This window comes from Roseobacter sp. EG26 (assembly GCF_049830555.1).
Classification (GTDB): Bacteria; Pseudomonadota; Alphaproteobacteria; order Rhodobacterales; family Rhodobacteraceae; genus Roseobacter.
The window spans coordinates 825,491-847,629 of sequence record NZ_JBNBLH010000001.1 but is presented as its reverse complement, the minus strand read 5'-3'; the positions used below and the strand labels follow the sequence as shown (position 1 = coordinate 847,629).

The following is a 22,139-nucleotide window of genomic DNA, read 5'->3' as shown; positions in this document are numbered from 1 at the left end:
CCCGCTCTTGATCTTTGCGGGGTGGCTGTTATTGAGCGCTGCAAGTTCAGCCGTCAGGCTGCACAGCCCTCTTTCGGGCCGCTCGAAACCGACAAAGGATACCTTGCCCGTGGATCTCAAAGCCCTCGCTGCCGCCAACCCCGATCACTGGTCGAAAGCCACTGCCATCCGCACGTTGACGCTGGATGCGGTCGCTGCCGCAAATTCGGGGCATTCAGGCATGCCGATGGGTATGGCGGATGTGGCCACGGTATTGTTTGAGAAACACCTGAATTTTGATCCTTCCCAGCCCAATTGGCCGGATCGCGACCGGTTCATCCTGTCGGCCGGTCATGGTTCGATGCTGCTCTATTCCCTGCTGCACCTGACGGGCTATGCGGACATGACGCTGGAGCAGATCAAGAATTTCCGCCAATGGGGGGCAATCACCGCGGGCCATCCGGAATATGGCCATGCAACAGGTATTGAGACCACGACAGGCCCGCTGGGTCAGGGCATCGCAAATTCCGTGGGTTTCGCCATGGCCGAAGAAATTCAGCGCGCGCAATACGGCAAAAAGGTCGTAGATCACTATACCTATGTGATCGCCGGGGACGGTTGCCTGATGGAAGGTGTGAGCCAGGAGGCGATTACGCTCGCCGGGCGTCACAAACTCAGCAAGCTGATTGTCTTGTGGGACAATAACAACATTACCATCGACGGGCCGGTTTCCCTGTCGGATCAGACGGACCAGATCGGTCGTTTCAAATCCGCAGGCTGGGCCGTTCTGGAAGTAGACGGCCATGATCCGGAGGCCATCGACGCCGCCCTGACGCAAGCCAAAAAGGGCAACAAACCCACAATGGTGGCGTGTAAAACCCACATCGCTCTGGGCCACGCAGCGCAAGACACCTCCAAGGGGCACGGGGCGCTGACAGACCCGGAACAACTTGCTGCTGCAAAAGAGGCCTATGGCTGGAAAACCGGACCGTTCGAGATCCCCGCAGATGTCAAAGCCGCCTGGGAGGCCATCGGCGCGCGCGGCGCCGACACACGGCGGGCCTGGGAAGAGCGTTTTGACACCCTGCCCCGTTCAAAACGCGAAACCTTCAACCGTGCCTATGCGCTTGAGACACCCAAGAAACTGAGCGCAACCATCAAGGCGTTCAAAAAACAGATGTCGGAAAGCGCACCGAAACTCGCCACGCGGGCCAGTTCGGAAAAAGTGCTCGAAGTCGTCAACCCAGTGATGCCTGAAACCGTGGGCGGGTCGGCGGATTTGACCGGCTCCAACAATACCAAGACCGGCGATCTTGGTGTGTTCGACGTGGACAGCCGGGCGGGCCGCTATGTCTACTGGGGTATTCGCGAGCATGGCATGGCCGCCGCAATGAACGGCATGGCGCTGCATGGCGGCATTCGTCCTTACGGCGGCACCTTCATGTGTTTCACCGATTACGCACGGCCCTCCATGCGGCTCGCAGCCTTGATGAAAATCCCCACGGTTTTCGTGATGACGCATGACAGTATCGGTCTGGGCGAGGACGGCCCAACCCACCAGCCGGTTGAGCATCTGGCGATCAGCCGCGCGACCCCGAACACACATGTATTCCGCCCCGCCGACACCATTGAGACCGCCGAGGCCTGGGAATTGGCGCTGTCTTCGAAGGAGACCCCTTCGGTCTTGTCCCTGACGCGGCAGGGCTTGCCCACCGTGCGCACCGAGCACAAGACCAAGAACCTGACGGCACAGGGCGCCTATGTTCTGGCGGATGCAGAGGGCAAACGTCAGGCTATTCTGCTGGCGACCGGTTCAGAGGTCGAGATCGCCATGGCGGCCCGTGACATCCTGCAGGCAGAAGGCATCGGCACCCGTGTCGTCTCCATGCCCTGTTGGGAGCTTTTCGAGGCGCAGGACGAATCGTACCGCAAACGTGTGCTTCCCGGCGGCCCCGTTCGCGTGGCTGTCGAGGCCGGCATCCGCTTTGGGTGGGATCGCTGGCTCTTTGGGGAGCGCGGTCGGCGGGAAAAAGCCGGTTTTATCGGCATGCATGATTTCGGCGCATCGGCGCCAGCGGCCACGCTTTACAAGGAGTTTGGTATTACCGCCGAAGCTGTTGCCGAAAAGGCCAAGTCTCTGATCAAGTAAGAAAATAACGGATCACACTGACGTGGTGGTTGATCGTGAAATGATGAGCGCGGCTTGGTACTTCTGTCAGCCGCGCTCTAATTTTTGCTGCTACAGAAAAAAGAGAGCACTCAACCTTCGGTGGAAACATGCCGATCAATCTCCCGCAGGCACTCCTTGCTGGATCAATGGCTTTGTTTGGCAGATACATTTCTTATCAAAGCGCGGTCTTGTGCACCGCGGGATGAATGTAGCAGGCAACCGGAGACATCAAATGGCAGTCGTCTTGAGCCTTTTGGCAGGATCGGTAGGGACGTTTGCGGCATTGATCACCCTGGCAGTTGGGGACGGGTTTGTGCAGGCCGCCATCAACTATTGGGTTTACGGCATCCTTGCATGTCTGGTGCTGGTCGGGCTCAAAACCATCAAATCGCTGGTTGTTGCATCACGCCCGAAAGCGGCCAACAAGGTTTCCTATTCGCCACTTGCCTGAAGCGCTCGCCAGACGAACGCGTGGTGCCAGAGCGTCAGTGATGACCTGCGCCGAACGCTCTTTGCCATAAGGGGGCGACCAGCTTTTCACCAACCGGGATCAGCAGCAGGCCGAGGAAAACGCCAAAAACACCGTCCATGACAGCCTTGGCGACCCATTCACCGAAGCCCACCAATGCCTGTGGCAGCGCGTGGCCGATGGCGTAGGACAGATCGTGAATGCTGTGTCCAAGCCAGCCTGCACCAAGCACTTCCATACCGTGGATGACGATACTGCCACCAACCCACAACATGGCTGCCGTGCCAACCACTGTGAGTGTCCACATGACACCCGGCATGGCCTTGACCAGACCCCGGCCGAGAGATCGCGTGATCCCAAGCCGTCCGTTCTTTGCCAGCGCCAGTCCTGCGTCATCCGCCTTCACGATCAGCGCCACTGATCCGTAAACGGCCACCGTGATCATTACGGCCACCGCTGCAAGCGTTGCTGTTTCCATCCAAAAATTACTGGGCGGAATAGCTGCAAGTGCGATTGTCATGATCTCAGCGGAAAGGATGAAATCGGTTTTGATGGCCCCGGCGGCTTTTTGCTCTTCCAAATGCGCGGGATCCTGCGGTTCCGGGTCTCCTTCAACATGGGCGGCGTGATGGTGCCCGCCAAATCCGAGGGCATGGGCGACCTTCTCGGCCCCCTCAAAACAGAGGTAGCAGCCCCCCAGCATCAGCAGCGGTGTAATCAGCCAGGGCGCAAAATTGGACAACAAAAGACCAACCGGCAACAAATAGACCAGCTTGTTGATCATGGACCCCTTGGCGATACGCCAGATGATCGGCAGTTCACGGTCGGCGGAGAACCCCTGAACGTATTTGGGGGTTACGGCGGCATCGTCAATCACCGCCCCTGCGGCCTTTGCGCCTGCCTTCGCCGCTTGACCAATGACATCATCCACTGAGGCGGCCGCGACCTTCGCAATACTTGCAACATCGTCCAAAAGCGCCAGCAATCCGCTCATCCTGCCATCCTCTGTTCAGCATTTATAGTTAACAAAAAGACCTAGAACGATGCAGAGGTCTTGGCAATGCGTACACAGAATACAACTCTCGCGGGCAGGCAACAGACTGTTGCCAAAGTTTAACGCTAACACTTGGAAAACACGTCGCTTTTGGCATTCCGCCAAAGGCCGGATGCGGTTATAGAGCGCGCAAATGATCCGTGTGGAGAGTATTCATGACTATCAAAGTCGGTATCAACGGTTTCGGTCGCATCGGCAGATGCACATTGTCCCATATCGCAACTTCCGGTCGTAACGACATTGATGTGGTGGCGATCAATGCAACCGGCCCTTTGGAAACCTCCGCACATCTGATCAAATACGATTCAGTACACGGGCGCTTTCCCGGGAGTGTGGTGGTCGGCGCCAACTCGCTCGATCTGGGGCGCGGCCCGATCCGCATGATGTCTTCCTACAACATGAATGAACTGGATTGGACCGGCGTTGACGTCGTGCTGGAATGCACCGGTAAATTCAACGATGGCGACAAGGCGAAGACACATATCGAACGCGGCGCAAAACGTGTGCTGATTTCAGCCCCCGCAAAGCGGGTTGACCGCACCATCGTCTACGGCGTGAATCACCGCGATCTGTTGCCCTCCGACACCGTCATTTCGAACGGATCTTGCACAACCAACTGCCTGGCCCCTCTGGCAAAGGTGATGGACGAGGCGATCGGGATCGAGCGTGGGATCATGACCACGATCCATTCCTACACTGGCGACCAGCCCACCCTCGACCGGCGGCATGATGACCTTTACCGCGCGCGCGCTGCCGCCATGGCGATCATTCCGACATCGACCGGTGCTGCCAAGGCTCTGGGTGAGGTTTTGCCGAACCTGGCGGGCAAACTCGACGGGACCGCGATGCGGGTGCCCACGCCCAATGTCTCCGCTGTTGATCTGACCTTCGAAGCCCCCCGCGATGTGACCGTCGAAGAAGTGAATGCGGCATTGCAAGCGGCAGCCATGGGGTCCATGTCGCGCGTCATGGGTTATGATGCCGAAGCGAAGGTCTCCATAGATTTCAACCACACCGAACAAAGCTGCATCGTCGCGCCGGATCAGACCAAGGTTGTTGCCGGTCGTACAGTGCGCGTTCTGGCCTGGTACGACAATGAATGGGCATTTTCTGCCCGAATGGCCGATGTCGCGGTCAGCATGGGCCACCTGGGCTGAACCAAGGCTGCTTGCGGGCGTTCATTGAGGCTGGCATACCCTGCATGACCCGCGCATCATTCGAGCGCGGGGTTTCCGGAACTGCACCGTGGTGCTTTTCGGTTGGGAAAGGCAGTAAATGACCAATGGCATCGCATTTGTGCTTGGGCTGACCATTGTGGTCCTGATATCTGCCGACATTTTTTTCTATGGCACGGAACATGTTGTCTTTCTGGGCAAAAAAATGTTTGAACTGACTGAATGGCTCGCTTTTTGGCGCTGAGTCCATTGTGACGCTTCGGCGCGCATCCACGGAAAGAACAGACAATGACAGTCAGATTGGGCATCAACGGCTTTGGCCGGATCGGACGCACGATATTGCGGGCGCTGCTGGACAGCGGCAGAACAGATTTGCAGGTGGTGGCGATCAATGACCCTGCCCCTAAGGACGCGCTGGCCCATCTGTTTGAATTTGACAGCATCCACGGTCGGTTGAGACACGCGGTTGAGCCGACAGACACAGGTCTTCTGCTGGCCAATCGGCCCATCAACATGACTTCTGATACGGACCCGGCCGCCCTGCCCTGGCAAGACGTGGATATCGCGCTGGAATGCAGCGGCAAATTTATCGAGGCTTCAGCAGCCGGGCGGCATCTGCAAAACGGGTCGCAGCGTGTTCTGCTTTCTGCGCCCGCCAAGGGAGACCTGAAAACAATCGTCTACGGGGTGAACGATCATCTGATCACGCCCGACGATACTGTTTTGTCGAATGGCTCCTGCACAACCAATTGCCTTGTTCCCGTCGCGCATGTTTTGCACGAAACACTCGGGATCAAACGCGGCATGATGACAACCGTGCATAGCTACACCAGTACGCAGCCAACCCATGACGCACCGCACGCGGACCTCTATCGCGCACGGGCCGCCGCATTGTCGATGATCCCGACCTCAACCGGGGCCGCTCTCACTCTGGGTCAGGTCCTCCCCGATTTGGCGGGGCGGATCACCGGGCAAGCCATCCGCGTGCCAGCGCCGAATGTCTCCTGTATTGACCTGACGGTCGAAACACACAGCGCGACGACCCCCGAAGAGATAAACCGCTTTTTTCAGGATGCGGCAGCAAATGCTTTTAAAGGCATCATCAGCACCACCGCGCGAAAACTCGTGTCTTCCGATTTCAGACAGGACCCGCACAGCGCCATTTTCGCCGAAGATCAGACGCGTGTTCAGGATGGCACCCTGGTGCGTGTTCTGGCCTGGTATGACAATGAATGGGGTTTTTCCAACCGTATGTTGGATACCGCAGCACGCATGGGCGCGCTGATCTGATCCTCAGCGTGCGCCGAAACGTTGCACCAGCTCTGCTCTGACACGGGGGGTCACGAATTTGCTGACATCGCCGTTGAGACGCGCGATTTCCTTGACGAGCTTGCTGGCAATCGCCTGATGCTGCGCCTCGGCCATCAGGAACACAGTCTCTATCCCATTGTCCAACTGCCGGTTCATACCAACCATTTGATATTCATATTCAAAATCCGCAACCGCGCGAAGACCCCGCACGATAATCTGGGCGCCAACATCCCGTGCACAATCAATCAGCAGATTTTCAAAAGGATGCACGATAATTTCAATGCCGGTCTGAGCGGCCAGTTCAACACATTCGGCCTCGATCAGAGCCACGCGTTCTTCCAGTGAAAACAGCGGCCCCTTGTCTCTATTGATCGCCACACCGATCACGAGGCGATCCAACAGCACAGCAGCACGGCGGATGATGTCGATATGGCCCAGGGTGATGGGATCAAAGGTGCCGGGATAGAGGCCAACGCGCATGTGGTCTCTCCTGTCGTGAGTATTTTTGTGACCCGACCACTTCAGGGGCGGAATTGCAAGCGGGTAAGGACCTTTCTGCCCGCCAGGGGTCCTTCAGTGCCCCATGATCATGCCCTCAAGGGCATCTTTCTCCATCGCCAATTCCATCAGTTTGGCTTTCACCACATCGCCAAGCGAGATCACGCCCACAAGAACGCCGTCGCTCAGCACTGGCATATGGCGAAAACGTCCATCGGTCATTTTTTGCAAAACCGAATCTGCGGGATCTTCAGGGCTGCACGTCACCAGTTTCGTGGTCATCAGCGTTTCGACCGGATTGGCCAGGCATCCTGCACCGCGCGCGCCGATGTCACGTACAATGTCACGTTCTGATAAAATCCCATCAGCGGAATTCCCGTCTCGCGAGACAACAACCGTACCAATGCGTTTTTCAGACAGCATCTTTGCGGCCTCCGCCACCGACAAGGATGGCGTAACCGTCACAACATCCTGCAACGCCTTGGTTTTTAGAATTTGGGACACCAACATGTCGGACCTCCTTGAAACGTGTCGAAACCTGCCTCAGCGTCACCGCAAAGCGATTTCAAGTCAAGCCAGCGCTTCAAGTCTTGCAACTTCTGCGCGCAGCCCCTGACTCAAGGCTTCTGCAAAGCGGCTGAGACGCGGATTGCGTTGATCATCAAGATGCCGGATCAGGTAGAAAGCCCGGGTCAGGCTGATCTGATCGGTCAATATACGCCGAACTCCGGGCATGGCCGGAACCGAAAAATCATGCGCGATGCCGATGCCGCCACCCTGTCTGATCCAGTTGATTTGCACCGAAACGGAATTTGAGGCCAAAGAAACACGGGATATACCAAGGTCGTTGAGATAATCCAGTTCCCGATCAAAGATCATGTCCGGAATGTAGCCAACGATCCGATGCTTGCCGAGATCGGCAATATCGCTGATGTCACCTTGTGTTTCGAGATAGCTTTCTGAAGCTGCGAGATGCAGGTGGTAATCCGTTATTTTCTGCACCACCAGACGCCCGGCCGTCGGGGCGCTCACGGCAATGGCCATATCCGCTTCGCGCCGGGAGAGGTTGAATACCCGAGGCAAAGCAACAATCTGAATGTCGAGTTCCGGGTTTTCATCTGAAATTGCGGCGCAGACCTGCGGGAGCAGATAGTTGGCGCTGCCGTCCGGAGCCCCAATACGGATTTGGCCGCTGAGCTGGTCTGATTGAACCGGCAAATCCGCAACGGCACCCCGCATGGCGCGTTCAGCCGCCTCAGAACGCGCCAGCAAGGTCGTGCCCGCCTCGGTCAGCGCGTATCCTTGGGGTGATTTTACAAAGAGACTGGCCTGGAGTGATGCCTCCAACCGCTGCATCCGGCGTCCCAGAGTCGCCGGATCAAGCCGCAGCACCTTGCCGGCACCCGAAAGGCTCTCCTCGCGGGCGACAGCGAGAAACAGACGCAGGTCGTCCCAATTCGTTTGCATCCCGAGCCCTCCGCCGTCTTCAGGAACCGTCCAACGCTACCAGAAACCCGGCAGGCCGTTTTGCACAATTGCAAAGCCGCTTTGTCACCTTGCCCCTTTCCCGTTTGTTTTTGCAAGACTATGGTGCGAGACAAGCAAGCTATCGGCACATGAAGTGCATGACCAAGCCCCGCGGGAACCACCCCCAACTCGGAGAAACAAATGCAAGAACTTACCCACTACCTCAACGGCGCGCATGTCAAAGGCACGTCAGGCCGATTTGCGGATGTGATGAACCCGGCCACGGGTGAGGTCCAGGCGCAATGCCCTCTGGCCTCCGAAGAGGAACTGGCGCAAGCGGTTGCTTTCGCACAAGCCGCACAGCCGGCATGGGCTGCAACCAATCCGCAGCGCCGCGCGCGCGTGTTGATGAAGTTCGTCGATCTGCTGAACCGCGACATGGACAAGCTCGCCGAAGCCCTGAGCCGAGAACATGGCAAGACCCTGCCAGACGCCGCGGGCGATGTGCAGCGCGGGCTGGAGGTTGTCGAATATTGCATCGGCGCGCCGCAATTGCTGAAAGGCGAATACACCGATAGCGCGGGCCCGGGCATTGACATGTACTCCATGCGTCAGGCGCTGGGTGTGACCGCTGGTATTACGCCTTTTAACTTTCCTGCAATGATCCCAATGTGGATGTTCGCCCCGGCCATCGCCTGCGGCAACGCCTTCATCCTCAAGCCGTCCGAGCGGGACCCTTCGGTGCCGTTGATGCTTGCGGAACTGATCGAAGAAGCAGGGCTGCCCAAGGGTATTTTGCAGGTTGTCAACGGCGACAAAACTGCCGTCGATGCGATCCTGCACAATGACGTTATCCAGTCCATTGGATTTGTCGGGTCCACCCCCATTGCCGAATACATCTATGCTACGGGCTGCGCGAACGGCAAGCGCGTGCAATGTTTTGGCGGTGCCAAGAACCATATGATCGTCATGCCGGATGCGGATATGGATCAGGCAGCTGATGCGCTTGTCGGGGCGGGTTACGGCGCTGCGGGCGAGCGCTGCATGGCGATCTCCGTCGCGGTCCCTGTGGGGGATGAGACCGCCGACCGTCTGATCGAAAAGCTGGTGCCCCGGATCGAAAAGCTGAAGGTCGGCCCCTACACGGCTGGCACGGATGTGGATTACGGCCCCGTCGTCACGGCCGCTGCCAAAGCCAACATCGAACGGCTGGTACAAACCGGCATTGATCAGGGCGCAAAACTGGTCGTCGACGGGCGGAACTTCAGCCTTCAGGGCTACGAAGACGGCTTTTTCGTCGGCGCGCATCTCTTTGATAATGTCACCAAGGACATGGACATCTACAAGCACGAGATTTTTGGGCCCGTCCTGTCGACCGTGCGCGCCCAAAGCTACGAAGAGGCGCTCGGGCTGGCGATGGATCATGAATACGGCAACGGCACCGCGATTTTTACGCGTGACGGGGATGCGGCGCGCGATTTCGCCAATCGGGTCAACGTCGGCATGGTCGGTGTGAATGTGCCAATCCCGGTGCCATTGGCCTACCACACCTTCGGCGGATGGAAAAAGTCGGTGTTTGGCGATCTGAACCAGCACGGCCCCGATGCGTTCAAGTTCTACACGCGGACAAAAACGGTTACCTCCCGCTGGCCGTCAGGCATCAAGGAAGGCGGCGAATTTTCCATTCCGGTGATGGAATAGAAACTCATTGCTCTGGCTTGTAGGACAGGCCTGCCCAAACAAAAAAAGCGGCTCTGAAAAGAGCCGCTTTTAGTGGTTTCGATAGAAGGCGATCAGGCCTTTTTCTGGCGACGGCGCAGCGCGCCCATGCCACCAAGTGCACCGATCAACATCCAACCCGCCGCAGGCAAGGGAACCCCTGGTACGTCGTATTCTGCGGTCACTGCACGCAGTTTCCACTCATCATTGGAATCAAACGCCATAATGCCCCAGACTTTGCTGGAAACGCCACCAAAGTTGGTGAAGGGATCGCTGGACTGGCTGAAGCTGATGAAATCACCATCATCAATCTTGCCATCTTCATTTGCGTCATAGAGCCAACGCATGTTGTCATTGCCACCGAAGAAGCTGAAATCAACCGATGTCAAGCGAACGGCTTGCGAGAAAACGACCTCGATGAAGTCTCTATAGCCGCTGCCGTCGACTTGGTGATCGTTGTCACCTGTCGAATTGACAACACCTGCACCGCCGCCGTAGCGACCGATGTGTGGATCGTTGGCCAAAGTCACGCCGATATTGGTGAATCCGGTCGTTCCGTTGGAAACACCTGTGATGTTACCAATGGTTGAGCCCGCTTTGAAAGTTGCGGTCAAACCACCCTGGGTCATTGGATCCAGCGCATTTGAAAGATTGTTGTAGCGCAGCGAGTCATTGCCTGTCAGGTCAAACGTCGCGGACATTGTCGCAGCGGATGCTGAACTTGCGAAAATTGTCAGAGCTGCAGCGGTCATGCCGGCCGCTAAATATTTAACACTCATTCCGATATTCCTCATTATATTCGTTACAAAGCTTTGTCGGTTTACGGTGCCTAACTCGGAACCACCACTTACCACGCGCAAACTACCATGGGCGCATTTTTGCCGCAATCTGATTTGCAAATTTTCGGTTAATTTTACAGATATATAATGTTATTTATCATATGCTTATCAACAATACGTGATTACAGGTACGGATTGTATTCTACCGATCCGCGAAATATACAGGCGAAATACCGCGCAAAATTCACCGCATGGTAGAAAACGCTTTTTGGGATCTGCTTCGCGACGTTCCAAAAGCTATCCGGTGGTTGAATTTTGGATTGAAAATCGGCGTTTCGATCACCGCCGATTCGGTTGCTGTGCGGGCCTTGCTGGCCTATGAAAACCAGTATGAAAGACATCTCAATTCGCGCCGTTGGCCCCACGGGCCGTATCACCCTGAACAGGCCCACCGCCCTGAACGCGATCACTTATGAAATGTGCCTCGCGATCGAAGCGGCATTTGATCGCTGGCTCACCGATCCGAATGTTACTCAAATTGTGATTGATGCATCCGGCGACAAGGCCTTTTGCGCCGGTGGCGATATCGCTGAACTCTATGAAACCGGCATTGAGGCGAACTATGCCTTTGGCCAGAAATTCTGGGCAGACGAATACCGCCTGAATGGCAAGATATTCGACTATCCCAAACCGGTGATTTCGTTCCTTCAGGGGTTCACCATGGGCGGCGGTGTCGGGATCGGCTGCCACGGGTCGCACCGTATCGTCGGAGAGAGCAGCCAGATTGCGATGCCAGAGTGCGGCATCGGATTGATCCCTGACGTAGGTGGCTCCCTGCTGCTTGCCCTGGCACCGGGCCGGGTCGGCGAATATCTCGGGACGACGGGCGCACGCATGTCAGCGGCAGACGCCATTCTTGCCGGATTTGCCGATCACTTTATTCCCCAAGCCGAGTGGCCGCGCCTGATTGAAGCCCTTGAGGCAGGTGCCAGCCCCGATATCCTGTCAGACGCCGCTCAAACCGCGCCTGAAGGGCAATTGGCGAAAAATCTGGGCGAAATCGATCAGCATTTTGGCGGGGAAACGCTTGGCGACATTCTGAGTTCGCTGCGGCACGATAACCGTGAATTTGCGGTAGCGGCGCAGGACAGATTGAACAGAAACAGCCCGCTATCAATGGCATGCTGTGTGGAACTCATTCACAGGCTGCGCGGACCTTCCATCACCATGGCCAAGGCGCTCGATCTTGAATATCGTTTTACATACAGGGCTATGGAACACGGCGATTTTCTGGAAGGTATCAGGGCCACCATCATCGACAAGGATCGAAACCCCAAGTGGCGATTTACCGATGGCCAGGTGCCAGCTGCCGAAGTCAGCAAGATGCTCATGCCGCTGGGTCAAAACAAACTGAAGCTGGGAGATGCACAGATGACAAAACTCAAAATCGGCTTTGTCGGATTGGGCAATATGGGCGCGCCTATGGCCGTTAATCTTGCCAAGGCGGGGCATGAGGTGCGGGGTTTTGACACCGCGGCACAGCCCCCCGAGGGCGTCTCCGCAACCCAATCCGCAGTTGACGCCGCAGCAGGGGCGGATGTGGTGATCACGATGCTCCCCAATGGCGATATTCTACGTGCGGTCGCATCTGAGGTTCTGCCAGCCATGCAAGCTGGCGCCCTATTGCTCGATTGCTCGACCGTGGACGTAGAAGCGGCCCGTGATGTTGCCGATCAAGCCACCGAAAGAGCTTTGGGCTTTGTCGATGCACCCGTCTCTGGTGGGATCGGCGGGGCGGCGGGTGGCACGCTGACATTCATGGCCGGAGGTACGGCGGAGGCCTTCGCCAAAGCACAGCCCCTTTTTGACATCATGGGACAAAAAGCCGTCCATTGCGGGGAAGCAGGTGCCGGACAGGCCGCCAAAATATGCAACAACATGATCCTCGGGGCGACCATGATCGCGACCTGCGAAGCCTTCGCACTGGCCGACAAACTCGGATTGGACCGCCAGAAAATGTTTGATGTGGTCAGCACCTCCTCCGGATACAGTTGGAGCATGAATGCCTATTGCCCGGCCCCGGGCGTTGGCCCCACCAGCCCTGCCGACAATGGGTATCAACCCGGGTTTGCCGCCGAATTGATGCTCAAGGACCTCGGGTTATCCCAACAAGCCGCCGAAGCCGTGGATGCCGATACGCCCATAGGCGCATTGGCGCATCAGCTATATGCGCATTTCGTCGAGAATGAGGATGGTCTGGGCAAGGATTTTTCCGCGATGCTGCCCCGGTTTTCAGCGCGCGGAAGGCAAACGTAAGTCGCAAACAGGCAAGTTGCGGAACGACGCTCCCCTAAGGTGATGCCAAGCCACCAAGAGGTTCCGATGCCCCCAGCCTTTCACGAGTTTGCCGCAGATTTGAGTTACACGGACCTGCCGCCCGAGGTTTTGTCCGTGTTGCGCAGATCTTTTCTCGACACGATGGGCGTTGCAGCGGCGGCATCATCGACAGGCATGGCCGGGATCGCGCGTCAGAACGCAGTCGCACTTTATGGGGTCGGATCAGCCGGTGGCGCGCGTATTTTGATGAATGGCACAATCACCAGCCCCGCCGGAGCCGCCATGGCCGGTGCCTTCACGGTCGACAGCATAGACGCCCATGACGGCTCGTCCCCGTGCAAAGGGCATGCCGGATCAGCAGTTTTTCCCGCTATGCTGGCCATGGTCGACGTTAAAAATAATGTGAAAGGCGCTGATTTCGCAACACTTTTGGCTCTTTCTTACGAAACCAGCTACCGGGCGGGTTTGGCTCAGCACGCAACCTGCGCGGACTATCACACCTCAGGGTCCTGGACAGCCGTTGGCGTCGCCATTGCCACCGCGCGTGCCCTTGGATGTTCGCCAGATCAAATCCGCCATGCTGCCGGGATTGGCGAATACCATGGTCCCCGGAGCCAGATGATGCGCTGCATTGATCATCCGACCATGGTGCGGGACGGTGTCGGCTGGGGCGCGCCAACCGGCGTCACCGCAGGCTATCTGGCCCAAATGGGATTCACCGGTGCCCCGGCGCTGACCTGTGAAAACGCTGGCGAATTCTGGGCTGATCTCGGATCATCCTGGCGTGTCGCGCAAGATACCCATTACAAGCCCTACCCCTGTTGCCGCTGGGCGCATCCCGCGCTGGATGCGGCCCACGACCTGATGCAGGAGCATCACCTGCATCATGCGCAGATTGCCCGGGTCGACATTCGAACCTTCCATAACGCCACCCGCCTTGCAGGGCACGCACCCGCAACACCGGATGAATTTGCCTACGCCATCGCATTCCCGGTTGCCGCCATGATTGTGCGCGGGCAGCTCGGTCTGCCCGAACTGGCACCTTCGACGCTTCAGGACGCTGAAATCCTGCGCATTAGCAAGGCCACGCATCTCATTGATGATCCGCATTTCACGAAGATCAGCGAAGGCAAGAGATGGGCACAGGTCACTCTGACGCTCACAGACGGATCGCAATACGAGTCCACACCACGTACCCCTCGGGGCGATGCTGATTTGCCGCTCAGTGATGCAGAAATCTCTGACAAATTCCACCTGTTTGCGGATCCGGTTCTGGGCAGCCACCGCGCCTGCGAGATCGAAGCGCTCTGTCGCGAGTTCGATAAATTAGCCGCCGCAGATTTCAAACGGCTTCTCGATCTCTGCCTGAGCCCAACCTATAATCTCGGTCCAGCGGTCTGATTGCAGGACGCGCCGATCACATTACAACAGGCGTCATCAAGGCGCATTTCAGCACGCCCATCAAAGGGCTCCGAAGCTACTCAGCAGCGACCTTGCCCCGCGCGTGCAACATCGGTTTCAGGTACTTACCGGTGTAGCTTTCCGGCACCTCCGCCACTTTTTCAGGCGTTCCGGTTGCCACGATACGGCCCCCACCGTCGCCACCTTCTGGTCCGATATCAATGATATGGTCCGCGGTTTTCACAACATCCAAGTTATGCTCGATCACAATCACCGAGTTACCCTGATCCACCAGTTCATGCAGCACTTCCAGCAGCTTGCGCACGTCTTCGAAATGCAAGCCCGTGGTCGGCTCATCCAGAATGTAAAGCGTACGACCCGTTGAGCGTTTGCTGAGTTCCTTGGAGAGTTTAACGCGCTGCGCCTCCCCCCCCGACAGCGTGGTGGCTTGCTGGCCGACCTTAATATAGCCAAGCCCGACCCGCATCAACGCGTCCATCTTTTCGCGGATGGACGGAACGGCCGAGAAAAACGTCTGCGCGTCTTCCACGGTCATGTTCAGCACATCGGCAATGCTCTTACCCTTGAACTTGATTTCCAGTGTCTCGCGGTTGTAGCGCGCACCCTTGCAGGTCTCGCATTCCACATAGACATCGGGCAGAAAATGCATCTCGATCTTGATGACACCGTCGCCCTGACAAGCCTCGCACCGCCCGCCCTTGACGTTGAACGAAAAACGCCCCGGTTTGTAGCCACGCGCCTTTGCTTCGGGCAGCCCGGAAAACCAGTCGCGGATCGGGGTAAAAGCGCCTGTGTAGGTCGCGGGGTTTGACCGCGGCGTCCGGCCGATCGGGCGCTGGTCTATGTCGATGACCTTGTCGAGATATTCGAGACCCTTGATCGTCTCGCAGGGCGCGGGCGTCTGGCGCGCGCCATTCAGGCGCATCGAGGCGGTCTTGAACAGCGTCTCAATAGTCAGGGTGGATTTGCCCCCACCCGACACACCGGTCACGCAAACGAATTTGCCCAGGGGATAGTCGACCGTCACATTTTGCAGATTGTTGCCGGTGGCTTTGACAACCTGTACTTTCTTCTTGTTGCCTTTGCGTCGCGTGGCAGGCACCGGAATCTCGCGCGCGCCGGTTAGGTACTGGCCAGTGATCGAATTCTTGTCATGTGCTATTGTCGCAGGCGGGCCGTGACTGACCACCTGGCCGCCATGCACCCCTGCGCCGGGGCCGATATCGAATACGTAATCCGCTTCGCGGATCGCCTCTTCGTCATGCTCGACAACGATCACCGTATTGCCCTGATCCCGCAGGTTTTTCAGGGTCAGGAGCAAGCGGTCATTGTCGCGTTGATGCAAACCTATGGACGGCTCATCCAGCACATAAAGCACGCCCGTGAGACCTGATCCGATTTGCGAGGCCAACCGGATGCGCTGGCTTTCGCCCCCCGATAGCGTGCCTGCATTCCGGCTGAGCGTCAGGTATTCAAGACCCACGTTGTTGAGAAAGCCAAGCCTTTCGCGGATTTCCTTGAGGATCGCGCGGGCGATTTCGTTTTTCTGCTTGGTCAAATGATCCGGGACGGTTTCGCACCAGTCAAAAGCCTCGCGGATCGACATCTGTACGACTTCGCCCACATGCAGACCGGCGATTTTCACGGCAAGCGCTTCTTCGCGCAGACGAAAACCGCCGCAGGATCCACAGGGGCGATTGTTCTGATAGCGCTCGAACTCCTCGCGAATCCAGTTGCTGTCGGTCTCGCGATAGCGCCGCTCCATATTCGGGATCACACCCTCAAAGACGCGGGTCACCTGATAGACGCGACCGCCTTCATCGTAGCGGAAGGCAATCTCTTCTTCGCCCGATCCATAGAGAAACACCTGCTGGACCTTTTCGGGCAGGTCTTTCCATTTGTCCGACTGTTTGAACTTGTAATGTTTGGCAATCGCTTCAATGGTTTGCAGGAAATACGGGGATTTCCCCTTGCGCCACGGAGCCAGCGCGCCATCAGCGATTTTCAGGTTCTGGTCAGGCACCACGAGACGTTCGTCAAAGAAAAGCTCGACCCCTAGCCCGTCGCATTCCGGGCAGGCACCAAAAGGCGCGTTGAAGGAAAACAACCGCGGTTCGATCTCCGGGATCGTAAACCCCGAGACCGGACAGGCGAATTTTTCCGAGAACGTCGTGCGTTCCGGATCGCCTTCGGTCGGGGCGGTTTCGAGAATGGCGATGCCATCGGCCAGATCCAATGCGGTGCGCAAGGAATCTGCCAACCGCGTCTCCAGCCCTTCGCGCACCACAATTCGGTCGACCACAACGTCGATATCATGGCGGAATTTCTTGTCGAGCGTCGGCGGTTCGTCCAGCTCATAAAACTGCCCATCGACCTTGACCCGCTGGAACCCCTGCTTGCGCAGTTCCAGAAATTCCTTGCGGTATTCGCCTTTCCGATCACGGATGATCGGGGCCAGCAAGTAGGCGCGCGTGCCTTCCTCCATGGTCATGACACGGTCAACCATGTCCTGAACCTGCTGCGCTTCGATGGGCTTGCCGGTCGCAGGCGAATAAGGGGTGCCCACCCGCGCAAAAAGCAGCCGCATGTAGTCGTAGATTTCGGTCACCGTGCCAACGGTCGAGCGTGGATTTTTCGATGTGGTTTTCTGTTCGATGGAAATCGCCGGAGAGAGACCGGCAATATGATCCACATCCGGTTTCTGCATCATATCGAGGAACTGCCGGGCGTAGGCGGAAAGTGATTCCACGTAACGGCGCTGCCCTTCGGCGTAGATCGTGTCAAACGCCAGAGACGACTTGCCCGATCCCGAAAGCCCTGTAATCACAACCAGTTGGTCGCGCGGAATATCCACGTCGATGCTTTTGAGATTATGTTCGCGCGCGCCGCGTACTTCGATATGTTTTAGCTCGGCCATCAGGCACCCCCGTGTAACCCGATAGACATAGGCGTATTCCGGCAATTAGCCAATGAAAAAATGAGAACAAAAGGTAAACTTTAAGCGCGGGCTCGCCGTCGCGCCAGCGCCAAATGCGCGCACCCTCCCAGCGCAAAGGCACATCCGGCAAGAAGCGGCAGGCCAGCGTACCCGATGGCGCCAATTGTTACAGCCATAACCGGCGTTCCCAGCGTGTTGCCGACATTGCCCATTTGCGCCAGCGCCCCATTGGCCTGCGCCTGCGTGGCGGGCGATCCGTTCAGTTGCGGCACGGCGGCAAAGCTTGCGCCCTGTACCAGCCCCATGGCTGCCGCCAACAGCAAACAGCCTATGGGATCGCCCGGAACCTGCCAGAGCCAGATCATGACCAGCGCACTTGCGGCAAAGCCAATCCCGATGACCGTGACGGCTGACATGATGCGCAGCAGGGCCACCCCGATGATCATGGACGACGCGATGCTCGACAGTGGCATGGCCCCCATGACAAAGGCGCGGCTCTCTTCCGCGATGTAGGGCGGCATCACGGTCAGGATCGAGACGAAACAGAACGTGTAGAACAGCCATCCGATGGCAGGTGCCGAGATTGACGGCGACCGGTAGATCGTCGCGTGGTCTTTGACAATTTTCGACAGGGACAGCGGCGGGACCGGCGTATCAATGCTGAGGGCGCGCAACCTGGCACCGAGGAACAGTGCAAAAATCGCAAGATAGACCGCATGTGCGATCAGCAGCGCCGGGATGCCCTGCCACGCAACAAGCGGCAGCCCGGCCCAGGCCAGAATGGTGAAGGAAACCCCGAAAAACGTCCCCCAAAGCGTCAGGGCAAGCCCGCGATCCCTGGGCGCGCAGAGCTGGGCGATCAGGGTTGGTGCCGCAACCACCATGGCCAGATGAGACAACCCTTCAACAGCGCGGCTGGCAAGCATCCAGGGAAGCGGCGGCAGCAGCGCCTGAAAGGCGGAAATGGCCGCGCCCGTCCAAAGCGCCCATAAAAGCGCCCGGCGATACCGGATGCGGGCGACCATCAACCCTGCGGCCACACCGAAGAAGATGCCCAGAAGGCCGACAATCGACACCACGAACCCCAGTGACGCCCCAACGTCCGGGTAAACCTCTGGTAACTGGTCGAAAATCGCGCTGAACTTGCCGTATTGCGCCGCCGCGCCCAGCCCCGCACCCCACAGTGCCAGCACCAGACCCCAAGGGGTTTTCTGTTCGGTTTCGGTGGGATGCATCTGCGGGGACCTCCGCGGGGAAGGTCCCCCGCCGCGCTACATATGAATGACGCGGCCGTAGGCGTCTAGCACGGATTCGTGCATCATTTCCGACAGCGTCGGGTGCGGGAAGACGGTGTTCATCAAGTCTTCCTCGGTTGTCTCCAACTGACGCCCGACCACATAACCCTGGATCAGTTCTGTCACTTCGGCACCCACCATATGCGCGCCCAGCAATTCGCCGGTCTTGGCATCGAAAATGGTCTTGATCATGCCTTCGGGCTCGCCCAGTGCAATCGCCTTGCCGTTGCCGATAAAGGGGAAACGCCCGACCTTGATGTCGTGGCCAAGCTCCTTGGCCTTGGCTTCGGTAAAGCCCACACTGGCCACTTGCGGATGACAATAGGTGCAGCCCGCGATGGTTTCGGGTTTGACGGGATGCGTGTGTTTGCCCGCGATTAGATCGGCGACCATGACTCCCTCGTGGGACGCCTTATGCGCCAGCCAGGGTGCGCCCGCGATGTCACCGATGGCATAAAGACCATCGACGCCGGTGCGGCAGAATTCATCCGTGACCACATGGGTACGGTCGACTTTCACGCCCAGCGCTTCGAGTCCCAACCCTTCGGTGTTGCCGACAATGCCCACTGCCGAGATCACCGCGTCAAAGTCGTGCTTTTCAACCTTGCCACCCACGTCGATATGCGCGGTCACCTTGCCTTTGGCGCGATCAAGCTGCTTGACCATGGCTTTCTGCATGATCTTCATGCCCTGCTTTTCGAAGGATTTCTTGGCAAAGGCGGAGATTTCGGCATCCTCAACCGGCAGCACGCGGTCCATGACCTCAACCACTGTCGTATCCGCGCCAAGCGTGTTGTAGAAACTGGCAAATTCGATCCCGATGGCACCGGAGCCAATGACCAACAATTTTTTGGGCATGCGTTTGGGTTCCAGCGCGTGTTTGTAGGTCCAGACCAGATCGCCGTCCGCCTCCAGGCCCGGCAGTTCGCGCGCCCGTGCACCCGTGGCCAGAACGATGTTCTTGGCTGTCAGTTCTTCACTGCCTTTTTCGGTTTTCACGGTCACTTTGCCCTTGGCCGGGATCGTGGCCTCTCCCATGAACACAGTGACTTTGTTTTTCTTCATCAGATGACCGATGCCGCCCGAGAGTTGCCCTGCGACTTTTCGCGACCGTTTTACAACCGCATCAAGATCGTAGCCGACATTGTCAGCCTTCAGCCCAAACTCCTTGGCGCGGTGCATCAGGTGGAAAACCTCGGAAGACCGCAGCATCGCCTTGGTCGGAATACATCCCCAGTTGAGGCAAATGCCCCCCAGATGTTCCCGCTCGACAATGGCAACAGACATCCCCAATTGCGCACCACGGATGGCCGCAACGTAGCCCCCCGGGCCCGCACCAATCACAATAAGATCGAAGGATTTTGCAGCCATGTCACGTCCTCGCAGAAGGGATAAGGAAAATATAGTTTACCGTTAAACTATATTGAACCCAGCGGCAACATGCTGCACGGCGCGACATTTGCGCGCCGTGGTCTCGAAACGTCAGCGTTTCTTTCAGGCGGCTTTTGCCGCCTGCAGGCTCCGGATCATCTCTCCGTAACCTCCGCGAGCGAGAAATTCCTGCTCGGCTTTCGTATGAGGCCGGTCCAGCGCTTCATTGCGGGTCGGGAAGCGCCCAAACTGGCGAATAACAGCGCGATGGGCCTGCGCATGCAGAAGGTGCTCAGCACCACCCGCAGGCATCCGCTCGCACATCAGCCGCACACAGCGGTCCTGATCACAAAGATTTTCAGAATGCATGAGCGGGAGGTAGAAAAACTGCCGCGCGGGCTCATTAATCCGAATATCCCAACCCTTGTCGATGGCTGATTTCGCCGCCGCCAAAGCGGCGCGGTCACTCGCAAACGCCTGCCCTGTATCACGGAACATATTGCGAGAGAACTGATCCATCAGAATTGTGTAGGCCAAGGCGCCCGACGGATATGTGAGCCAAAGCGAAAACCGCCCCTCACAGGCGCCATGCCAGGTCTCTTCAAATTTCGTCCGGATCGCTGCATCGAGCGCATCGGACTGCTTGTACCAACCTTCGGGGCCTATTTCATCCAGCCAAAAGCTTAAAATTTCTTGCGGATCAACCATTACTACAGTCTCCAAATAAACAAACCACATTCATAGGTTAAGGTCTGTTCACGTTAATTTCCTAGTCACTTTTTGCATCATTACGACACATTCAATTTGTGGTTGAGGTGTTTTCGTCGCTGAGCTCCGTTTCGATGGCATATTCCTGTGCATATTCCAGTGCAACCGACGTGTAGGACGGTGCCACTGCCACATAAGCGCCCGTCTCGTCGACGGGAATAGATTTCCGCACCGTTGAGCGATATCCCGCGTATGCGACCAGCAAGGCAAAGAGCGCGCCTGTGAAGAGGTAGAACCCGCCCGGCCCGACAAAGTCCATCATGTAACCTGTGATGATCGGCCCGAGGATCGCCCCGAGACCATTGATAAAGATCAGCCCGCCCGAAGCGGCAGCCATGTCCTCGTGCTCCAGGAAGTCGTTGGTATGCGCAATTAGCAGCGAATAAAGCGGATTTGACATCCCGCCTACGACGAAGGCGGACGCCAGCAGCAACGTGAACTCGCCGCCCAGCAACAGTCCGAGCACGGATCCCGCGACACCAACCGCCGAGACGATCAGGATCAGAAAACGTCTGTCCATCCGGTCCGATATCCATCCAATCGGGTATTGCAACAGGACCGCGCCCACAAAGAACATCGCCACGAAAGTTGAAATCTGGGCGACGCTCAGACCCGCCTTAGCGCCAAAAACCGAGGCCATGCCGAACTGGGCGGAAAAGATACCGCCCAGCAAGAACATGCCCACGCATCCCATCGGAGAATAGCCAGCCAGCTCTCTCAGGCTCATGGGTTTGGTGGCCTCAAAGGCAGGTGTCGGACTGATCGACAGCAAAATCGGCGTCACCGCGATGGAAACCAGCACTGATGGGATGACAAAAAGCACGTAGCCGGAGGGGTCCGCCGTCAACAACAGCGCCTGGCTGAGCACGATGCCTGCCGTCTGAACGATCATGTAAAGCGACAGGGCCTGTCCGCGGTTTTCATTTGTCGCGGCATTGTTCAGCCAGCTTTCGGCAGTCACGTAAACGGCGGAAAAACAAAACCCGATCAGCACGCGACCCAAGGTCCAGACCCAGACCTCTGTCAGGGTCGGGTAAATGATCATGACGGCGGAGATCAACGACGCAAGGGCCGCGAAAACCCGCACGTGCCCCACGCGCCGGATCATTCCGGGTGCCATGCGCGAGCCACCCAGGAATCCCACGAAATAGGCGGACATGACAATCGACATCTCCAATGTGGAGAACCCTTCGATTTCACCGCGAATGCCCAGCAGGGTCCCCTGCATGCCATTGCCAACCATCAGCAGGGACATGCCCAGCAAGAGCGCCCAAGCGCTTGATAAAACCTGCAGCATCTGGATCTCCATTCGGTCGTTGGGAGGGACGACAACCCCACATAGACTCAGACAAATTGCCCGGTCCGGCTCAAGTGCGACTTTGCAGGT

The 22,139-nt window shown here is 57.6% G+C and carries 18 protein-coding genes and 1 pseudogene; 9 read left to right on the top strand and 10 right to left on the bottom strand.

Going from position 1 to position 22,139, the window contains the following annotated elements; genetic code table 11:
* The first annotated feature begins 109 nt into the window (after positions 1-109).
* Positions 110-2,128 (top strand): transketolase, encoded by a 2,019-nt coding sequence (gene tkt / locus ACOTTU_RS04150; protein ID WP_425656468.1) that lies wholly within the window; start codon positions 110-112, stop codon positions 2,126-2,128.
* A 253-nt stretch (positions 2,129-2,381) separates the two neighbouring features.
* Positions 2,382-2,600, top strand: coding sequence for a hypothetical protein (locus tag ACOTTU_RS04145; protein WP_425656174.1), 219 nt, complete (start codon positions 2,382-2,384; stop codon positions 2,598-2,600).
* A 34-nt stretch (positions 2,601-2,634) separates the two neighbouring features.
* Here the strand turns inward: ACOTTU_RS04145 and ACOTTU_RS04140 are convergent, their stop codons facing one another.
* The gene (locus ACOTTU_RS04140) at positions 2,635-3,612 is read right to left on the bottom strand and encodes a DUF808 domain-containing protein (RefSeq protein ID WP_425656173.1); all 978 of its coding nucleotides are present in this window, start codon (positions 3,610-3,612) and stop codon (positions 2,635-2,637) included.
* Positions 3,613-3,827: 215 nt separating this feature from the next.
* Between ACOTTU_RS04140 and gap (ACOTTU_RS04135) the strand changes: the two genes are divergently transcribed.
* The 3 genes from gap (ACOTTU_RS04135) (at position 3,828) to gap (ACOTTU_RS04125) (ending at position 6,137) form a co-directional block, all read left to right on the top strand.
* A complete protein-coding gene (gap, locus tag ACOTTU_RS04135; protein WP_425656172.1) occupies positions 3,828-4,829 on the top strand; it encodes a type I glyceraldehyde-3-phosphate dehydrogenase in 1,002 nt (333 codons plus the stop codon).
* Positions 4,830-4,947: 118 nt separating this feature from the next.
* Complete coding sequence (locus ACOTTU_RS04130) at positions 4,948-5,091, top strand: hypothetical protein (protein ID WP_298911875.1); 144 nt, start codon at positions 4,948-4,950, stop codon at positions 5,089-5,091.
* 44 nt (positions 5,092-5,135) lie between these two features.
* Positions 5,136-6,137: a type I glyceraldehyde-3-phosphate dehydrogenase gene (gene gap, locus ACOTTU_RS04125; protein ID WP_425656171.1), complete on the top strand. Its 1,002-nt coding sequence runs from the start codon at positions 5,136-5,138 to the stop codon at positions 6,135-6,137.
* Positions 6,138-6,140: 3 nt separating this feature from the next.
* Here gap (ACOTTU_RS04125) and coaD read toward each other — a convergent pair whose 3' ends face one another.
* The 3 genes from coaD to ACOTTU_RS04110 form a co-directional block, all read right to left on the bottom strand.
* Entirely contained in the window at positions 6,141-6,638 is a 498-nt protein-coding gene (gene coaD / locus ACOTTU_RS04120) for a pantetheine-phosphate adenylyltransferase (RefSeq protein WP_425656170.1), read from the bottom strand.
* 93 nt (positions 6,639-6,731) lie between these two features.
* Positions 6,732-7,166 carry a CBS domain-containing protein gene (locus tag ACOTTU_RS04115; RefSeq protein ID WP_298911886.1) on the bottom strand — a complete coding sequence of 145 codons (435 nt, stop codon included), beginning with the start codon at positions 7,164-7,166 and terminating at the stop codon, positions 6,732-6,734.
* A gap of 60 nt (positions 7,167-7,226) precedes the next feature.
* On the bottom strand, positions 7,227-8,123 hold the full coding sequence (locus ACOTTU_RS04110; protein WP_425656169.1) for a LysR family transcriptional regulator: 897 nt from the start codon (positions 8,121-8,123) through the stop codon (positions 7,227-7,229).
* 201 nt (positions 8,124-8,324) lie between these two features.
* Between ACOTTU_RS04110 and ACOTTU_RS04105 the strand changes: the two genes are divergently transcribed.
* Positions 8,325-9,824, top strand: a complete 1,500-nt coding sequence (locus ACOTTU_RS04105) for a CoA-acylating methylmalonate-semialdehyde dehydrogenase (RefSeq protein ID WP_298911891.1) — start codon at positions 8,325-8,327, stop codon at positions 9,822-9,824.
* Between the two features lie 92 nt (positions 9,825-9,916).
* On the opposite strand, the gene ACOTTU_RS04100 is transcribed toward ACOTTU_RS04105, so the two are convergent.
* Positions 9,917-10,741, bottom strand: coding sequence for a VPLPA-CTERM sorting domain-containing protein (locus tag ACOTTU_RS04100; RefSeq protein WP_425656168.1), 825 nt, complete (start codon positions 10,739-10,741; stop codon positions 9,917-9,919).
* Positions 10,742-10,999: 258 nt separating this feature from the next.
* Between ACOTTU_RS04100 and ACOTTU_RS04095 the strand changes: the two are divergent.
* The 3 genes and pseudogenes from ACOTTU_RS04095 to ACOTTU_RS04085 form a co-directional block, all read left to right on the top strand.
* Positions 11,000-12,025 (top strand): annotated as a pseudogene (locus ACOTTU_RS04095) (enoyl-CoA hydratase/isomerase family protein); the annotation flags it as partial.
* A 27-nt stretch (positions 12,026-12,052) separates the two neighbouring features.
* On the top strand, positions 12,053-12,937 hold the full coding sequence (mmsB, locus tag ACOTTU_RS04090) for a 3-hydroxyisobutyrate dehydrogenase (protein WP_425656466.1): 885 nt from the start codon (positions 12,053-12,055) through the stop codon (positions 12,935-12,937).
* Between the two features lie 66 nt (positions 12,938-13,003).
* Positions 13,004-14,359 (top strand): MmgE/PrpD family protein, encoded by a 1,356-nt coding sequence (locus tag ACOTTU_RS04085; protein WP_425656167.1) that lies wholly within the window; start codon positions 13,004-13,006, stop codon positions 14,357-14,359.
* Between the two features lie 76 nt (positions 14,360-14,435).
* On the opposite strand, the gene uvrA is transcribed toward ACOTTU_RS04085, so the two are convergent.
* The 5 genes from uvrA to ACOTTU_RS04060 all read right to left on the bottom strand — a co-directional run bounded on the left by uvrA (position 14,436) and on the right by ACOTTU_RS04060 (position 22,049).
* On the bottom strand, positions 14,436-17,297 hold the full coding sequence (gene uvrA / locus ACOTTU_RS04080) for an excinuclease ABC subunit UvrA (protein WP_425656166.1): 2,862 nt from the start codon (positions 17,295-17,297) through the stop codon (positions 14,436-14,438).
* A gap of 80 nt (positions 17,298-17,377) precedes the next feature.
* Complete coding sequence (locus ACOTTU_RS04075; protein WP_425656165.1) at positions 17,378-18,553, bottom strand: MFS transporter; 1,176 nt, start codon at positions 18,551-18,553, stop codon at positions 17,378-17,380.
* Between the two features lie 36 nt (positions 18,554-18,589).
* Positions 18,590-19,984, bottom strand: a complete 1,395-nt coding sequence (lpdA, locus tag ACOTTU_RS04070; RefSeq protein ID WP_425656164.1) for a dihydrolipoyl dehydrogenase — start codon at positions 19,982-19,984, stop codon at positions 18,590-18,592.
* Positions 19,985-20,107: 123 nt separating this feature from the next.
* Positions 20,108-20,692, bottom strand: coding sequence for a DUF924 family protein (locus ACOTTU_RS04065; RefSeq protein ID WP_425656163.1), 585 nt, complete (start codon positions 20,690-20,692; stop codon positions 20,108-20,110).
* 91 nt (positions 20,693-20,783) lie between these two features.
* On the bottom strand, positions 20,784-22,049 hold the full coding sequence (locus ACOTTU_RS04060; RefSeq protein WP_298911911.1) for an MFS transporter: 1,266 nt from the start codon (positions 22,047-22,049) through the stop codon (positions 20,784-20,786).
* Between the last annotated feature and the right edge of the window lie 90 nt (positions 22,050-22,139).

Coding starts and splice junctions, on each gene's coding strand:
- ACOTTU_RS04075 (WP_425656165.1), bottom strand. CDS start 18,553: ATGCATCCCACCGAAACCGAACAGAAAACCCCTTGGGGTCTGGTGCTG.
- ACOTTU_RS04065 (WP_425656163.1), bottom strand. CDS start 20,692: ATGGTTGATCCGCAAGAAATTTTAAGCTTTTGGCTGGATGAAATAGGC.
- coaD (WP_425656170.1), bottom strand. CDS start 6,638: ATGCGCGTTGGCCTCTATCCCGGCACCTTTGATCCCATCACCCTGGGC.
- ACOTTU_RS04115 (WP_298911886.1), bottom strand. CDS start 7,166: ATGTTGGTGTCCCAAATTCTAAAAACCAAGGCGTTGCAGGATGTTGTG.
- gap (WP_425656172.1), top strand. CDS start 3,828: ATGACTATCAAAGTCGGTATCAACGGTTTCGGTCGCATCGGCAGATGC.
- lpdA (WP_425656164.1), bottom strand. CDS start 19,984: ATGGCTGCAAAATCCTTCGATCTTATTGTGATTGGTGCGGGCCCGGGG.
- gap (WP_425656171.1), top strand. CDS start 5,136: ATGACAGTCAGATTGGGCATCAACGGCTTTGGCCGGATCGGACGCACG.
- uvrA (WP_425656166.1), bottom strand. CDS start 17,297: ATGGCCGAGCTAAAACATATCGAAGTACGCGGCGCGCGCGAACATAAT.
- ACOTTU_RS04085 (WP_425656167.1), top strand. CDS start 13,004: ATGCCCCCAGCCTTTCACGAGTTTGCCGCAGATTTGAGTTACACGGAC.
- mmsB (WP_425656466.1), top strand. CDS start 12,053: ATGACAAAACTCAAAATCGGCTTTGTCGGATTGGGCAATATGGGCGCG.
- ACOTTU_RS04140 (WP_425656173.1), bottom strand. CDS start 3,612: ATGAGCGGATTGCTGGCGCTTTTGGACGATGTTGCAAGTATTGCGAAG.
- ACOTTU_RS04060 (WP_298911911.1), bottom strand. CDS start 22,049: ATGCTGCAGGTTTTATCAAGCGCTTGGGCGCTCTTGCTGGGCATGTCC.
- ACOTTU_RS04105 (WP_298911891.1), top strand. CDS start 8,325: ATGCAAGAACTTACCCACTACCTCAACGGCGCGCATGTCAAAGGCACG.
- ACOTTU_RS04110 (WP_425656169.1), bottom strand. CDS start 8,123: ATGCAAACGAATTGGGACGACCTGCGTCTGTTTCTCGCTGTCGCCCGC.
- ACOTTU_RS04130 (WP_298911875.1), top strand. CDS start 4,948: ATGACCAATGGCATCGCATTTGTGCTTGGGCTGACCATTGTGGTCCTG.
- ACOTTU_RS04145 (WP_425656174.1), top strand. CDS start 2,382: ATGGCAGTCGTCTTGAGCCTTTTGGCAGGATCGGTAGGGACGTTTGCG.